Source organism: Clostridium sp. SM-530-WT-3G (assembly GCF_012843905.1).
Lineage (GTDB): Bacteria > Bacillota > Clostridia > Clostridiales > Clostridiaceae > Clostridium.
Genome location: NZ_JABAGC010000012.1, coordinates 51,205 through 67,868, shown reverse-complemented (window position 1 = coordinate 67,868; position 16,664 = coordinate 51,205). Strand labels below are relative to the sequence as shown.

Annotated in this window: 17 protein-coding genes; all 17 read left to right on the top strand. The window is 28.8% G+C overall.

The features are described from left to right. Window positions 1-70: 70 nt before the first annotated feature. The 17 genes from HF850_RS06790 to HF850_RS06710 all read left to right on the top strand — a co-directional run bounded on the left by HF850_RS06790 (window position 71) and on the right by HF850_RS06710 (window position 16,655). Complete coding sequence (locus HF850_RS06790) at window positions 71-472, top strand: chemotaxis protein CheW (protein WP_169104709.1); 402 nt, start codon at window positions 71-73, stop codon at window positions 470-472. Window positions 473-492: 20 nt separating this feature from the next. After that, the gene (gene fliM / locus HF850_RS06785) at window positions 493-1,488 is read left to right on the top strand and encodes a flagellar motor switch protein FliM (protein WP_169104708.1); all 996 of its coding nucleotides are present in this window, start codon (window positions 493-495) and stop codon (window positions 1,486-1,488) included. Next, complete coding sequence (gene fliY, locus HF850_RS06780) at window positions 1,472-2,842, top strand: flagellar motor switch phosphatase FliY (RefSeq protein WP_206151615.1); 1,371 nt, start codon at window positions 1,472-1,474, stop codon at window positions 2,840-2,842. The genes fliM and fliY overlap by 17 nt, the downstream gene beginning before the upstream one ends. A 416-nt stretch (window positions 2,843-3,258) precedes the next feature. After that, window positions 3,259-3,534: a flagellar biosynthesis anti-sigma factor FlgM gene (flgM, locus tag HF850_RS06775; protein ID WP_169104706.1), complete on the top strand. Its 276-nt coding sequence runs from the start codon at window positions 3,259-3,261 to the stop codon at window positions 3,532-3,534. A 2-nt stretch (window positions 3,535-3,536) separates the two neighbouring features. Continuing rightward, window positions 3,537-3,947, top strand: a complete 411-nt coding sequence (locus tag HF850_RS06770) for a flagellar protein FlgN (RefSeq protein ID WP_169104705.1) — start codon at window positions 3,537-3,539, stop codon at window positions 3,945-3,947. A gap of 58 nt (window positions 3,948-4,005) precedes the next feature. Further along, window positions 4,006-5,826 carry a flagellar hook-associated protein FlgK gene (gene flgK / locus HF850_RS06765; RefSeq protein ID WP_169104704.1) on the top strand — a complete coding sequence of 607 codons (1,821 nt, stop codon included), beginning with the start codon at window positions 4,006-4,008 and terminating at the stop codon, window positions 5,824-5,826. A 70-nt stretch (window positions 5,827-5,896) separates the two neighbouring features. Then, window positions 5,897-8,245: a flagellar hook-associated protein FlgL gene (gene flgL / locus HF850_RS06760; RefSeq protein ID WP_169104703.1), complete on the top strand. Its 2,349-nt coding sequence runs from the start codon at window positions 5,897-5,899 to the stop codon at window positions 8,243-8,245. A gap of 16 nt (window positions 8,246-8,261) precedes the next feature. Then, entirely contained in the window at window positions 8,262-8,687 is a 426-nt protein-coding gene (fliW, locus tag HF850_RS06755; protein WP_169104702.1) for a flagellar assembly protein FliW, read from the top strand. A 4-nt stretch (window positions 8,688-8,691) separates the two neighbouring features. Then, on the top strand, window positions 8,692-8,907 hold the full coding sequence (gene csrA / locus HF850_RS06750) for a carbon storage regulator CsrA (protein ID WP_169104701.1): 216 nt from the start codon (window positions 8,692-8,694) through the stop codon (window positions 8,905-8,907). 12 nt (window positions 8,908-8,919) lie between these two features. Next, a complete protein-coding gene (locus HF850_RS06745) occupies window positions 8,920-9,294 on the top strand; it encodes a flagellar protein FlaG (RefSeq protein WP_169104700.1) in 375 nt (124 codons plus the stop codon). A 178-nt stretch (window positions 9,295-9,472) separates the two neighbouring features. Next, entirely contained in the window at window positions 9,473-9,847 is a 375-nt protein-coding gene (gene fliS, locus HF850_RS06740) for a flagellar export chaperone FliS (RefSeq protein ID WP_169104699.1), read from the top strand. Between the two features lie 20 nt (window positions 9,848-9,867). Beyond that, on the top strand, window positions 9,868-11,886 hold the full coding sequence (gene fliD, locus HF850_RS06735) for a flagellar filament capping protein FliD (protein WP_169104698.1): 2,019 nt from the start codon (window positions 9,868-9,870) through the stop codon (window positions 11,884-11,886). 2 nt (window positions 11,887-11,888) lie between these two features. Continuing rightward, window positions 11,889-12,215: a flagellar protein FliT gene (locus HF850_RS06730; protein WP_169104697.1), complete on the top strand. Its 327-nt coding sequence runs from the start codon at window positions 11,889-11,891 to the stop codon at window positions 12,213-12,215. Window positions 12,216-12,237: 22 nt separating this feature from the next. Beyond that, window positions 12,238-12,417 carry a YjfB family protein gene (locus tag HF850_RS06725; protein WP_169104696.1) on the top strand — a complete coding sequence of 60 codons (180 nt, stop codon included), beginning with the start codon at window positions 12,238-12,240 and terminating at the stop codon, window positions 12,415-12,417. A 117-nt stretch (window positions 12,418-12,534) separates the two neighbouring features. Then, window positions 12,535-13,356, top strand: coding sequence for a flagellin (locus HF850_RS06720; RefSeq protein ID WP_169104695.1), 822 nt, complete (start codon window positions 12,535-12,537; stop codon window positions 13,354-13,356). Window positions 13,357-13,411: 55 nt separating this feature from the next. Then, window positions 13,412-14,227, top strand: coding sequence for a flagellin (locus HF850_RS06715; RefSeq protein WP_169104694.1), 816 nt, complete (start codon window positions 13,412-13,414; stop codon window positions 14,225-14,227). Between the two features lie 193 nt (window positions 14,228-14,420). Beyond that, window positions 14,421-16,655, top strand: coding sequence for a glycosyltransferase (locus tag HF850_RS06710; protein WP_169104693.1), 2,235 nt, complete (start codon window positions 14,421-14,423; stop codon window positions 16,653-16,655). Window positions 16,656-16,664: the final 9 nt, after the last annotated feature.

Below are 16,664 nucleotides of genomic sequence, written 5' to 3'. Positions count from 1 at the left end.
TATTAAATAAGTATTAATGTTAAATGAGAATTCGATTTGAGCGTGAAATGAATTTTTGGGAGGGGAAAATATGCAAATAGTAGTTTTTAAACTAGGTGATGAACATTTTGCTGTTGAAACTGATAGGGTTCAAGGCATAAATGATATAATGAGTATCACAAGAGTTCCAAAAGCGCCTAAATATATAAAAGGTTTGATAAATTTACGTGGGAGTATAAAATCATTAGTAGATTTAAATTTATTATTAAATGTTAGTCAGGGAAATGAACAGAATAATATAATTATATTAACTGTTGAAGATGAAGAAATTGGAATATTAGTAGATGAAGTAGAAGAAGTTTTAGATATTGAAGAAAAAAATATTCAAAAGCTAGACAAAGATACTGATAAAAATCAACCTTATATAAAGGGTATACTAAATTACGATAATAAACTATTAACTATAATAGATATAGATAAAATATTAAATTAATTGAGAAATGAGGGAGGAATATGGCAGACGTTTTATCGCAAAGTGAAATTGATGCCTTGTTATCTGCCCTTTCTACAGGTGAGTTAGAGCCAGATGAGGTTAGTAAGGAAGAAAATCATAAAGCAAAACTTTATGATTTTAATAGTCCACAAAAGTTCTCGAAGGAACATATAAGAACTTTAGAAGTAGTTCATGATAATTATGCAAGAATAATTTCGAATTATTTAACTGGTCAGACTAGACAAAATGTCAAAGTCAAGCTGGAAACTGTAGAGCAGATAAAATATGAGGAATTCATACATTCAGTTCAGAATCCTACTATTATAACATTTTTTAAAATGCCGCCACTTTCAGGAAATATAATATTTGAAACAAATCCGCAGTTTTCACTACAGGTAATAGACATATTATTAGGCGGTAATGGAGATAGAAAGATTTCCGCAAAAGAATTTTCAGATATAGATAAAAATATAATGAAACAAGTAACAAGTGGAATGATAAGTAATTTGAAATTAGCTTGGGATAATGTGCTAGAAGTTGAACCGGAAGTTGAAGGAATAGAAACTAATCCGGCAATAAATCAAACATTGGCACCTAATGACCCTGTAGCACTTATTACATTTTCAGTAGAAATGAACAAACACAGCACATTTATAAATATGTGTATACCATATTTAAGCATTGAAAAAATTATGGATAAATTAGTTGTTCAATATTCTTTTAAAAACGATGATGAAAGTGCAAAAGCTGAAACAAGAGAAAAAATAGAAGAAGGTATTAACAAAGTTGATGTTGATATTATAGCAGAACTTGGATGTGCTAATTTAACAGTAGATGATTTCTTGAAATTGACTATAGGTGATGTAATTAAGCTTGATACTAAAAGTTCATCTCCAATAAAAGTGCATGTGGGAAATGAAGAATGCTATTATGCTAAACCAGGTGTGGCTGGTAAGAATATGGGTGTTATGATTTTAGATATAATAGATAAGGAAGTGAATGAGTATGAGCAATAACTTTTTATCTCAAGAAGAAATAAATGCATTGCTATCAGGCGAACCAATGGATGATAGCAGTGCTGAAGTTGAAACAGATAAAAGTGAAGCGATAGAAGACACAATAACAGATACAGATAAAGATTTATTGGGTGAAATTGGAAATATATCTATGGGATCTGCATCTACAGCATTGTATCAGCTTATAAATCAACAAGTTAATATAACTACTCCAGTAGTATCTGTTACTACACTTAAAGAGATAAAACAAGGGTTTGAAACTCCTAATGTGGTAGTTGATATAGAATATATTTCTGGTATTGTTGGAAGAAATGTACTTATTATAAGAAATGATGATGGTCTTGTAATATCAAATCTTATGATGGGCGGAGATGGAAATATTGGAGAAAGCCATGAGTTGTCAGAATTAGAAGTTAGTGCAGTATCAGAAGCTATGAACCAGATGATAGGTTCAGCTGCAACATCAATGGCAACAATGTTTGGACGTAAGGTAGATATATCACCTCCAGTTGCAAGAGTTGTTACTGATGATAGTGAACCTATTTCAGATTCCATCCCAGAAGATGAGAAGATAGTAAAAGTATCTTTCAAAATGACAATTGGGGATCTTGTTGATAGTAGTATAATGCAGATTTTTCCTATAAAAACTGCGAAAAATATTGTCGCTATTATGACAGGTCAAGATACTACACAAGATGAGCTTAAGGTAGAAGAACCAAAGCAGGAAATTCCATCAAATCAATCAACATTAAATAATGAAATACATGATCAGCCACAAGTGGATCATCAATCACAAGTGCAATATGATCCATTAGGACAAGCTGGTAATCAGCAGATGCAGTATGGATATGACCAACCACAGCAGATGGCACAGCAACCACAAATGCAATATGGATATGGTCAACCACAAATGCAATATGGATATGGTCAACCACAAATGCAATATGGATATGGTCAACCGCAGATGCAATATCAAGGTCAGCCAATGCAGTATGGATATGGTCAGCCGCAAATGCAATATCAACAACCAGTTGAAGTACATAAGGCAGCATTTGAGCCATTAGGGCAACAAAGTCAAGTGCCACCAATTAAGAATATAGATTTAATAATGGATGTTCCATTAGATATATCAGTAGTATTAGGAAGAACAAAGAAAAGTATTAAGGATATCTTAAATCTTGGAGCAGGTTCACTAATTGAACTTGATAAATTAGCAGAAGAGCCAGTTGAAATACTAGTTAATGGAAAGCAAATAGCTCTTGGAGAAGTAGTTGTTGTTGATGAAAACTTTGGAGTAAGAATTACTAGTATAGTAAATAGTGCAGAAAGATTAAAGTCTTTAAGTAAAAATTAATATATGTAAGAAGAAGCTTTTAAAAGTAGTGTATTTTTAAAGGTTTCTTTTTTTGTGCTTTTAAATTCTATATTATGGTAAGTATTTATCTTTTAATATTTTTTATAAATACATTATTATAATTTTATATGATAATTAATAAAAGTCTTGTTTTTGCAAGTTACATTAAATAGTACTTAAAATATGTTAAAATATAAATGTAAAGCATTTAAAATTTGATGTTTTTTATAGAATATGTCGAATTGTCTTTGAATTTTGTGACTTATTTAATATAAATTGGATGTTATAATTTTCGACAAAGAATAAATTTGGGAAATTATATAATTAAATGTAATGGTTTGAAAAAAGTATAAGCCTAAACTATATGGAATATTGGACGATAAATAATTAATTAAGAAAGGAATGAAATAATAAATATGAGTATTGATAGAATAAATAGACAATCATTCATAACTACATATAATACAAATTCAAAGCGTAATATTGAGAAAGTTAATAAAATAAATAATACGGATACAATAGAAATTTCAGATTTAGGAAAAAGTCTTAAAGATTATTCTATGATTAATGATATAAATAATGCAAAGAAAGTTGCAGAGATTAAGAGAAAAGTTGAAGCAGGAACTTACAATGTAGATGCAAGGTTAACGGCAAGAAGTATCTTAAATTACATGAAAGGTAGTAATGTATAGTTATGGTAGAAGAACTAATTAAACTAATGAATTCACAGGAAAAACATTTGAGGCAATTGCTACAGCTTTTTGAAATACAAAAAGAATTAATAATGAAAAAGGATGTTTTTGCGTTAGAGGGATTGGTTGATAAACTGAATGAATGTAGCAAAAAAATTGCAAGAGAAGAAGTAGCAAGAAGAAATCTACTTAATGATGAAAGCTTAAAAGAATTTATATATAATTCAAATAATGTAGAGTTAAGCAATACATATAGTGAGATAGTAAATATAATAAATAAAGTTATATTACAAAAAGATACTAATGAAATGCTGTTAAAGCAGCAGATAGGCTTAAATGCAAAAGTATTAAATATGATGAATCCGAATAGAGAAATGAGAACATATAATTCATATGGAAATTTATCGAAATAAGATATTGAAATTAATAATTTCAATTTATATTTAATTTATAGAGAGTGGGGATAATGGAATGGCAGGATTATTTGATACTTTTACAGTAGCAAAAAGAGGGATGAATGTACATCAGGGTGCGCTTAATACAACTTCACATAATATAGCTAATGCTAATACAACAGGATATTCTAGACAAAGAGCTGTTATTGAAACAACAAGACCTTTTGGTGGGACATCTAAATTTGATAGTGCTGGTCCGGGACAGATTGGTACAGGAGCACATATTACAACAATACAGAGAATAAGAGATTCTTTTATTGACTATCAAGTAAGAAATGAAACTAGTAAACTAGGAAATTATCAATTAACAAGTGAGTTTCTTTCACAAGTTGAAGACATATTTGGAGAACCATCAGAGACTGGAATACAAAATCAATTTAGTGAATTTTATGCGGCATTTCAGGAATTAGCAAAAACACCTGAAAAGAGTTCGGCAAGAACTGTAGCGCTACAAAAGGCAGCAGCTTTAGCAAGTTCATTAAATGATGCATATAGCCAGCTTGAAAAAAAAGTATCTGATGCACAAGAGTTACTACAGCAAAATGTAACAGATATTAATAGTATTCTTAATCAGATAAATGAACTTAATCAACAGATTTCTAGAGTATGTGCAGTAGGGCAAACTCCAAATGACTTATTAGATAGAAGAGATAATTTATTAGATCAATTATCATCTAAATTTGGTATAGAAATAAAAAATAAAGATAGACAAACAATAGATTTAAAAATTGAGAATTTCCCAGCTACAGGAACTGATATGAATAATCTTGTGAATTCAGATCCTAATACTGAATATTCAAGATTTTCTTATGTTAAAGGTGTTCAATATGCAGTTAAAGACGATAATACAGAAGATAAAACTAGTTTAGTTGTAGAATATTATCCTTTAGGAGATTCTAATGCTGAACCACAAAAGATTACAATTCAAGGAACAGAAGATGAATTAAATACATTAAAATTAAATTTAGAACAAAACAGAATACTTATTGCAAATCAAGAAGGAATAGTGGAAAAACTAGATAAAACAAATAGTGATGCAATGACTTCTGATGATTTAAATAAATTAATATTTAAAATGTATGAACGCGATGAAAAAGTGAATAGTGTAGATCCTAAAGTAATCAAAGGTGAAGTAGCTGGAAATCAGTTGGTTCAAAATTTGATGAAAGGATATATGGATGATTTAGATAAAATGGCGGCTTCACTTGCATATTCAGTAAATGCAATACAGACAGGAAGTATTGAAAATGGTAAAGAATTGGTTGATTCTAATGGTAAGCCATATGAGTGTATTTTTGTTGCTGGTGATAAGTCATCTACAGATGAGGGAATAAATGCAAAGAATATTACTGTAAATATAAATATACTTAATGATGTGACAAAATTAAATTGTGGTGCTACTAATGAATCTGGTGAAAGAAATGGGGAAAGAGCACAGGCAATTGCTAATTTATTAACTACTAAGATTGATATTTCAGATATAACTAGTGTGAAGTCATTAGATAGAAAAGAATTTTTTGAGAAATCTAAGATAAGTCTAGATCAAAATGGAATAGGGATTGTAGGAAGTAAAGATGGAAAAACAGTACATAATTATTATAAAGATATGGTGAGTCAGATTGGTACAAAAGCTCAAGAAGCAGAAAGAAGAGTTGCTAATCAGAGTGAAGTAATACTTAAAAATTTAGAATTACAAAGAATGTCTGTATCAGGAGTTTCATTAGATGAAGAAATGGTAAATATGATAACATTCCAACATGCATACCAGGCAAATGCCAAAATGATATCAACTATTGATCAACTTTTAGATGTTGTAATAAATGGATTAATGAGATAAACGTATTAACTATAAGAAAAGCTTTGAAATAATATTTGAGTGATTCTATAAAACAAAAGAGGTGGAATTTATGACAAGGATAACAAATGGAATGTTAGTTTCAAATTATATGACTAACACAAATAGAAATCTAAATAATATGCAGAAGTTACAGAATCAGCTATCTTCAGGTAAAGAAATAAGTAAAGTATCAGATGATCCATATAAAGCATCAAGAGCTATGCAGTTATACACAGAAATAAATGCAAATAAGCAATACAATGAAAATATTAAGGATGTTACAAACTGGCTTGATACAACAGATACTGCATTAAATCAAATAAGCAATGTATTTTCAAGAATGAGAGAATTGATGGTTACAGCTGGGAATGGAGCTTATGGAGCAGATGAAAAGAAAGCTATTCAAGATGAAATTAAAGAACTTAATAATCAGTTGTGTCAGATATTAAATACTAATTTTGACGGGGCCTATATTTTTGGTGGGACAAAGAGTACAAGCAAGCCTTTAATTGTAGATGCAAGTGGGAATATTAAGTATGCCAATAAAGATGGTAATCCTATTGATGTTTATTTAAATGCTGCTGGAGAGGTAGTGAATGAGCCGACTACTAATAATAAGGAACTAGGCAAAGATGATAAACTTTATTTAGATGCAAATGGACAGATTACAACATCATCTACAGATGAAAAGGGTAATAGTAATACAGCTATAATATCTAGTGAGTCTTTATATATGAATTCAGAAGGAAAGATAACAACTGATGTAAATGGAAAGTCTATTGCATTAATAGATAATTTATATGTAGATGCAAAAAACAATATTACGACACAAGCTAAAACTGAAAATAAGCTTATGGATACAAGTAATACATTATATTACGTAACACCTGATGGATATGTAACTACACAAAAAAGAAGTGAAGGCTCATCTATAGATAATCAACCTATAAGTACAGATGATCCTATATATCGTACGGCTGATGGAAAAATAAAGGCAAAGACTGCTACTATTAATACAATCTCGCCAGGAGATAAAATGATAAATTGGGGAGACGCTTTATATGAAAATTTAAATGGTGATATAGTTGCTGATAAGGAAACTATAAATAAGAAATTTAATTCAAGTGATCAATTATATTTAAATAAAAATGGAGAAATAACAAATCAAGCGACTTATAAAGATGCAAATGGAACAATAGTAAATAATACTATTTTACCAAATAACACTGAATTATATGTTGATTTAAATGGTACTATTACAACGAAGGTTGATGGAAATAAGGCTGTTGTGCTTAGTGATACATTATATTTTGATGTTGATGGAAATGTTAATGCATTAAAATATAAAGAAACTATGCCTACTGATGGAACAAAAATTAATTCTGGAAGTAAATTATTTATAGATGAGAATGGAAAGATAACCTCTAATGATGGAATAGAGAAAGATTCCGAAGGTAATATTATAAAGCAAAATACTCCGATGATATTATCAGATAAGTTATATTTAGATAAAGATAAAAACATAACTATATCGTCTACATCTCCAAATACATTGATTAAAACTGATGAACCATTATATATAGATACGGATGGAAATGTAACTACAGCTAAAACAGATAAACTACTATCATCAGATACTGCAATATATAGAGATGCTGATGGAAATGTTACTACTCAGAAAACAATTAACGGTATTGATAATACTTTACTTAACAGAGGGGATTCTCTATACACTGATGTAAATGGAAATGTAACTACATTAGAAACATCTAAGAATGATGAAATACCAGCTGATAAAGAGATTTATATTGATTCTAATAAAAACCTTACATTTGATAAAGTTGAGCAAAATAAATCATTAAGCTTAGATGATATTAGAGAATTAAGAAATGAGTTAAATAATACAGAGACTACTGAAGATAGAAAAAGTCAAATTGATAAAATATTAAAAAATAGTGATGTAGCACAATTATTACAGATAGATGGAGATTTAAAAGTAGAAGTATCTCAGGGAGTATTTATAGATTATAATGTAAATGCTGTAGATATCATGGAATTTACAGATATTAAGAGTGGGGAAAAAGTCAACTTGGTAGATACGATTAATCTAATAATATCTAATTTAAGTGAAGATGGAGATGTGTCAAAGATTACTAATGAAGGATTAAAAAAGGTTGATGCAATAATATCTAATATTCTTGAAAATAGATCAAAAGTAGGTGCTATGACTAATAGAATGGAAAGTGCTGAAGCAAAGAATGAACAGGAAAATTTAAATATGACAGATATTTTATCTAAAACTGAAGATATTGATTTTACTGAGAAAATGATGGAATATGCAGTTATGCAGACAATATATATGGCATCATTGCAAACAAGCGCTAAGATATTACCATCTACTATATTAAACTATCTTTAAATAAGGAGTTGAAATTATGGTATTAGTATCAAAGATACATGGGGAAATTGAATATGAACATAAGGATATAATTACGTTTGAAAAAGGAATTTTAGGATTAGAAGATTTGAAAAAATTCTTACTTGTTAAACTTGAACAATATGAGCCATTCTATCTTCTTCAATCTATAGAGGATGAAGATATAGGATTTATATTAGCATGTCCTTTTGATTTTTATAATCAGTATGAATTTGATTTAAAGGAAGATTTGATAGAAAGACTAGACATAAAAAATCAAGAAGATGTTACGATTTTTACAACAGTAACATTAAATTCTAATGTGAGTAAAATAACTACAAATCTAAAGGCGCCTATAATCATTAATATTTCTAATAAGTTAGGGGAACAAATAATATTAGATAAAGAGAAATATCAAATAAAGCATCCTTTAATGAGGGAGTGATGATATGTTAATTATTACAAGAAAAAAAGGCCAGTCTATAATGATTGGCGACAATATAGAAATTACAGTGTCTAAATTGGAAGATGGAAGCGTTAAACTTGGAATTAATGCACCAAAGGAAATGAGTATTTTAAGAAAAGAGCTTTATGAAGAAGTTAAAAATGAAAATAAAGCAGCTATGAATATAAATGTGGATATTCTAAAAACTATTAAAAGATAAGGGGTGGGATTTATGTACATTGATTCATCGGTTTATAATAATGCTGAACATTATATAAATAATATGTCTAATGAAAGTATAAAAATAGAAACGAGTACTAAAGAATATTCTAAAGATAGCAGTAATAATCAATTTGATAAACAATGGAATGATGATAATCAATTTAATAAAAAAGAACTAGATAAGTCTTTGAATAAGTTAAATAGATTTTTGGAAGATGAATCGGTACATGCAGAGTATTCGGTTCATGAAGACTTTGGTACTGTTATGATAAAAATAATAGATGATGCAACGAAAGAGGTAATTCTTGAAGTTCCTCCTAAAAAGATATTAGATATGGTTGCAAGTATGTGTAAGCAATTTGGATTGCTTGATAAAAAAGCTTAGTTTTTTAGTGTTGGTTAAGATTTATTGTTGCTACAACTAAAGAATTAATATTGAAATGTTAAGTATTAATTTGAGAATTATAAATAGAAGAGATGAATAAAGGCTGAATTAAAATAGAGAGTTACGTTGGGATTAAATATAGTAAAAATTATATATACGATAAATAGGAGGATAAGTTATGTATTCAAGTGGATATAATGCTTATAAAGCTAATAGTGTAAATTTTGCATCAAAGGAACAATTGTTATTGATGCTTGTAGATGGTGCAGTTAAATTTGCTAAAATAGGGAGACAAGCAATAGCAGATAAAGATATACAAAAAGCTCATAACAATATAATAAAAACAGAGGATATATTCACAGAACTTAGAGCAACTTTAGATATAAGTGCAGGACAATGGGCTGAAGATATGTTTGAAATTTATGGATTTATAAATCAAAAGTTATTTGAAGCAAATATTAAGAAAAGCACTGAGATAATGGATGAAATTATTCCTCTTATCGAAGAAGTAAGAGATATATGGTATGAAGCAGAGAAAAGAGCGAGAAGATAATTAAAAAAGGAGGAATTTTTATGAGAATAACAGGTCTTGCTACTGGTCTTGATATGGATGAAATTGTATCAAGTACAATGAAAGCATATAGAATTAAAATAGATCAAAAGACTCAAAAGAAGGATATTGTAGAGATTAAGCAGCAGTTATATAGAGATGTGATGTCTGATGCATCAAAGTTTTATGATAAATATTTTGATATAACTAAGAGTGATAGTTTATTAAAGCCAAGTAATTATAAAGCAGTTAAATTTACATCAAGTACGGATTCAGTAAAAGTTACTTCTAGTAATGAAGCGAAATTGAGCAATTATACTATTACAGGTAATGCTGCTACGGCAGCAAAAGCAGTAATAAAAGATGGAGTTGAAGAAGGTGGTAAGGTAGTTATTAATGGAGAGGAATTTACATTAAGTGGATCAACTTCAAGAAAAATGGAAGAAAACTTAAACAAACAATTAAAAGATAAAGGAATTAATGTAACTGCTACATTTAGTGAAGTTGCAGGATCAGTTGGGAAACCAGCATTAGTTTTAGAGGCTAATGAAAAAGGGTCAAGTGGAAAGTTTTATGTTGGAGGTGGATGGAAGTCATTAAATAAGGAACTAGGGCAAGATCCTTTAGCTGCTACTATTACAGGAATATCATTAGAAAATATAAAAAAAAATGGAGGAAAAATATCAATTGGTGGTAGTGATATAACACTAGATACAACAAATGATGATTTACTTATAGGAAGTTTTGTAGAAGAGTTGAAAAAGAGGGGGTTTGAAGCAACTATAGAAAAAGATGTTAATGGGAACTTAAAGATTACTAGTAGTAGTACTAAAAGTGAAAATGATCCTCAAATAAAAGTTGATAATATAAGTGCTACTTTTACAAATGGAAGAGAAGGTACACCTTCAAAGGTAGCATTTACAAAAAATGATTTAGGATCAGGCAATATAGTTGTTAACGGCAAAAATGTTAATATACCTGAAAAGGTGACAGATGAAGAGTTAAAGAAATTGCTTGAGGAATCAGGTGTAAATGCTGAAATAAATGGGGATAATATAATTTTAACATCAAAAACAATAGGATCAACCGGTGTGGTTGATGTAAAAATAGGTGATGACAAGGGAAAAACATATAATAATGGTAAAGATTCAACTATAGTAATTAAAGATGAAAATACTGGAGAAGAATATGAACATAAAGGTACATCTAATACAGTAACATTAGATGGAGTTACATTTACATTTAGCGGAGAAATAGATGGTGAAGCTAAAATAACTGGAAAAAATGATGTTACAGAACTTAAGGATAATATAGTAAAATTTATTAATGATTATAATACTTTGATAGAAAAACTAAATACTGTTACTTCAACAAGGCCTAATAGAAATTATTCTCCTCTTACAGCAGATCAAAAGAAAGAAATGTCTGAAAATGAAATTAAGCTTTGGAATGAAAAAGTTCAACAAGGTCAATTATATAAGGATTCTAATTTAACAAGAATAGCTGATTCATTAAAACAATCAATGAGGACACTTATGAATGATAGTGGATTAAATCTTGAAAAGATAGGGATTGTTCCTGTAAAGGATTATTCAGGCACTAAAAATGGTACGTTTTCTATTGATGAAGATAAATTAACAAAAGCGTTGGAGGATAATGTTGAGGAAGTAATGAATTTATTTACAAAATCAGCGCCGAAAGCACTTTCAGAAGATGAAAAAAATGATCCAGCAAAGGTAAAAAAGTATAATGAAGAAAAAAATCAAACAGGTATTTTAAATAAATTAAAGGATATATTATATAGTGAGTTTAAAAGTAGTTCGTCACCATTGGCTAAAAAAGTAGGATTACAAGGAACTGCAACATTCTCAAATAATGAATTAACTAAAAGTATATCAGATTATGAAAAAAAAATAAAGGATATGGAAAGAGATTTTACTAAAAGAGAGCAGGCTTTATATTCAAAGTATGCTACGCTTGAAAAAATGATGAGTAATCTCGCTTCTCAACAATTATCGCTACAATCAATGTTTGGAGCATAGATATGAATAATGAACTTTTTGATAAATATAAATTAGTTAATCTTGAGATTATAGATTCAATAAAAAATGATAATGAGGATATCTCCTTGTTTGAAAAACGTGAAAAGCTTATTGGAGAATTATTTAATCTGAATTGGTCAAAAGAACAAAAGAGAATGATGTATAACAATATGGGATTAGTAGATTTGGATAAAGAAATTGAGAGATTACTTAAAGAGAAAATGATAAGAATTAAAGAAAAAATAAACAAGATAGCTAAGAATAAGGCTGCAAATAAAAGTTATAATTCAGTTAATAGAAGAAGTAATTTTTTTTCTGCTAATGTTTAAAATTAATAGGGGAGGTGAGTAAATGGATATAGGTACTTTATCGATGAGTATGAGTAATGCGTCATTAGCTTCAGCGGTACAAATGTCGGTATTAAAAATGGGAATGAATATGAATAAGCAGATATCAAATGTTGTAAATGATATGATGAGTAATATGTCAGTAGAACCTGATAAAGGCATACATTTAGATGCTAAAGTATAGTTTTGTATTTATATAAATATTTAAAAAAATATAAAGTTAATAGATAATTTAACGATAAATATAAAGAAGGTTAAAATAGACAAGGAAGTCTAAAAATAAATCAAGGAGTGATATAAAATGATAATCAATCATAATATGAATGCGTTAAACGCACACAGAAACATGGGGATAAACAATGGACAAGCAGCTAAATCAATGGAGAAATTATCTTCAGGATTAAGAATTAACAGAGCAGGAGATGATGCAGCTGGTCTTTCAATCTCAGAAAAAATGAGAGGACAAATAAGAGGATTAAGTCAAGCATCAAGAAACTCACAAGATGGTATATCAATGATTCAAACTGCAGAAGGAGCATTAAATGAAACTCACTCAATACTTCAAAGAATGAGAGAATTAGCTGTACAAGCTGGTAATGATACTAACGTTACTGCAGATAGAACTGCAATAGCAGAAGAAATGGATGCACTTCAACAAGAAATAACAAGAATAGCACAGCAAACAGAATTTAATACAAAAAATATGTTTAGCAATAGCAATGGTGAGACTGTTACATTCCAAGTTGGAGCAAATTGTGGACAAACTATATCAGTTACATTCAGCCAAATGAATGCTGGAGCATTAAGTGTTGCTAATATGAGTTCAGCAGTAGGTACACAAACAGGTGCAACTGCAGCAATTTGTACAATTAACGATGCGATAGCAAAAGTATCTAAAGAAAGATCAAAACTAGGAGCTGTCCAAAATAGATTAGAACATACAATAGCTAATGTTGATAATGCAGCAGAAAACTTAACAGCAGCAGAATCAAGAGTAAGAGATGTTGATATGGCAAAAGAAATGATGGCATTCCAAAAGAATAACATATTACAACAAGCAGCTCAATCAATGCTTAGCCAAGCTAATCAACAACCACAAAACGTTCTTTCATTATTAAGATAATATTTTAAATAAATAGACAAGGAAGTCTAATAATACAATCAAGGAGTGATAGAAAATGATAATCAATCATAATATGAATGCGTTAAACGCACACAGAAACATGGGGATAAACAATGGACAAGCAGCTAAATCAATGGAGAAATTATCTTCAGGATTAAGAATTAACAGAGCAGGAGATGATGCAGCTGGTCTTTCAATCTCAGAAAAAATGAGAGGACAAATAAGAGGATTAAGTCAAGCATCAAGAAACTCACAAGATGGTATATCAATGATTCAAACTGCAGAAGGAGCATTAAGCGAAACTCACTCGATACTTCAAAGAATGAGAGAATTAGCTGTACAAGCAGGTAATGATACTAATGTTACTGCAGATAGAAGTGCAATAGCAGAAGAAATGGAAGCACTTCAACAAGAAATAACAAGAATAGCAGGGCAAACAGAATTTAATACAAAAAATATGTTTAGCACTGGTGCGACTGTTACATTCCAAGTAGGAGCAAATAAAGACCAAACTATATCTGTTTCCTTTGGATCAATGAGTGCAGGTGCATTAGGTGTTGCTGGTATGAGTGTATCAGTAAGTACACAACCTGGTGCAACTGGAGCAATTTCTACAATTGATGCTGCGATAAAAGAAGTATCTTCTGAAAGATCAAAACTAGGAGCTGTCCAAAATAGATTAGAACATACAATAGCAAATGTGGATAACGCACAAGAAAATTTAACAGCAGCAGAATCTAGAGTAAGAGATGTTGACATGGCAAAAGAAATGATGGCATTCCAAAAGAATAACATATTACAACAAGCAGCTCAATCAATGCTTAGCCAAGCTAATCAACAACCTCAAAATGTGCTTTCATTATTAAGATAGTATATAATAACAAGGAGTTGTCGTAAAATGATAAAATCATTTTACGATGACTTCTTTTTTGTTGGTAAAAATAAACTTAGATATAGTAAAGAGTAGAAGGATGCTACTATTTTATTGGTGATTATAATTTTATGAGATTAAAGTAAAGAGATTTAAAATCGATAATATAATATATTTTGGGAGGAGAGAGTATATGTTATTAAGTATAGCAATGATTGTTAAAAATGAAGAAAGAAATATAGAAAGATGTTTGAAGGCGTTACAAGTTTTAAATAATAAAATAGAATATGAAATAATAATTGTTGATACAGGAAGTACAGACAGTACGATATCAATAGCAAAGAAATATACCGAAAAGGTCTATGAACATAACTGGACTGGTAATTTTGCAGAAATGAGAAATATAAGCATAGGATATTGTAAAGGAAAATGGATTTTAATTCTTGATGCAGATGAAGTACTGGAATCAGAAGATGAATTTATTAATTTTTTTAAAAGCAAAGAAAGTGAATGTGTCAATTGTGCAACTGTAAGATTAAAGAATTTTATATCGGATAACGAAGAAAATTATTTAATTGGGAGTTTGGTTAGAGTGTTCAGAAATAATAAATATTTTTACTATACTGGAAGAGTTCATGAACAACCTAATATTCTGCCGCCAATAGCATGTACTAATATAACAATACAACATTATGGATATTCAAGAGAAGACTATAAACTTATGGAATATAAGTATGAAAGAAATAAAAAACTTTTATTAGAAGATTTAGAAGAGGGGAAAGATTTAATTTATACATATTTTCAATTGGCGCAGACTTATTCTATGGCCAATAAAAATAATGAAGCATTTGTTAGTATAAAAAAATCATTTGATTTAGTTAAAAATGAAGAGAATCAAAAAAAATATTTGTATATATATCATTTTTATTCAAGGGAAGAACTAGAAAGGCAGAATTATGAGAAAGTAATACAAGTATGTGAAAAAGCATTAAAACATACTGATGAGCATTTAGACTTCTATTATATGATATTAAAAGCATATTTAGGTTTAAACAAATATATAGAAGCAAAGAAGTATTTTGAAAAATATTTCGAATTATATAATAAATTAAAAAATGGATTTATAGTGAGAGATATATCGGTAATTAATTTTTCTTTTTGTAGACAAGAAGAGGTATTAAGAGATGAAATATTATGCAAACATAAGCTTAAGGAATATAATAATATACCTATACTATTTGATGAGCTGAAAAAGAATAAAATAAAAGAGCAACTTAAGGAAATATATATTTATTCACTTGTAAAAAATAAAATGAGTGATAAGATTAGTGAATATTTAAAAGAAAAACAAATTGATGATGAATATATACAAAGTATAATAAATGTTATAAAAAAAATTAGAGATGAATCATTAACTGGAGATGTAACTGAAGAGATTGGTTATTTTTTGAATTTGGATTTTAGATTAGATCAATATATTGAGAGAGTATTATTAAAAAGTAATGTTGAAAAAAACAAGGCTAAAATAGATTTGAATATTTATTACTTGTGGAAAGCAGAATATATTCAAGAAGTTCTTATATCTGAAGAAGAAGATTTTTCAATATTTGAGGAATTGGCATTAGAAGATGTAAAAAAATATATTAGTTTTGTTAGCTCAAATTACAAGTGTTTAGCATTATTGTATGAATATACAGAGAAAAATTTTATGTCAAGTGATATTAAGTTATTGAATTTAATAACTAGTATTGAAGAGGTATTATTGTTTAATCCATCAATTGAAGATAATCAATATAAAAATCTCATCAGTAGAACTTTTATTAATAAGATTAATGTCATTAGGAAGATGTATAACAACATTATTTTTTGTGATAAAAGTCTAAATAAATTAATCAATAGGAGTGAAAGAATATGGATCGATATTAGGGAGGCCATGCTTGCATATAAGTATGACAAATTAATGTATATAAGAAATCTAAAGGAAATGTTGAAAAATTATCCTGAATACAACAGATTGATAAAATTATATCTGAAAGATATAGGTGAAAATAATATAACTAAAGAGATGATTAAAGAAAAAGAATATTTATTAAATGTTGTACAAAATCTTGTGAATGAGAACAGAATAGCTGAAGCGCTAGAAATACTTAGCGAATTGAAAAAAATATTTAAATTTGACCCAACAATTTTAAATTATTTAGGTGTTGTTAACTACATGAATGGTAACTATGATGAAGCTATTAATAATTTAGCTTTATCTGATGTTTTAGAAGAAAATAATTTTGATACACTTTATAATATGGCGTGTGTTTTTGAATTTAAGGGTAGTTTGGAAATGGCAAGATATTACTATCAAAAATCATATGATTTATGTGATGATAATCAACTAAAGCAAGAAATTTATAATATTATCAATAAGATTAAATAAGGTGATTGA